The organism is Pseudomonas sp. 51_B, assembly GCF_017491595.1.
Taxonomy (GTDB): Bacteria; Pseudomonadota; Gammaproteobacteria; order Pseudomonadales; family Pseudomonadaceae; genus Aquipseudomonas; species Aquipseudomonas promysalinigenes.
In genome coordinates this window covers 1-276 of record NZ_JAFGYW010000510.1, presented here as the reverse complement: position 1 = coordinate 276, position 276 = coordinate 1, and the positions used below count along the sequence as shown (strand labels likewise).

Here is a 276-nt window from a genome sequence, read left to right as displayed (position 1 = left end):
ACACCGCTACCCTGACCAATCCGGCCGGTAGCGAGATGAAGATCACCCTGAGCAATGGTGAAGTCATCACCATTGGCAAAGGTTTGACCGAAGGCTCGATCACGGTCCCAGCACCAGCCAACACCGTGTATGTCGATGCCGGCAATGTCAGTGTGAATGTCACCGGCACCACCGGTGGTGACTTCGAGAAGCTGGACGTCAGCCCGGCACCGGCTGTGACCGCCATCACCGACACCATCGATACCTCGACGGTGACTCTGACCGCGACCCCAAGCG

General features: G+C 59.8%; 1 protein-coding gene. It reads left to right on the top strand.

Annotated features, from left to right (window positions below; all coding sequences use genetic code 11):
• A partial coding sequence (locus tag J5M56_RS25970) for an immunoglobulin-like domain-containing protein (protein WP_207938185.1) occupies positions 1–276 on the top strand: 276 nt, incomplete at both ends.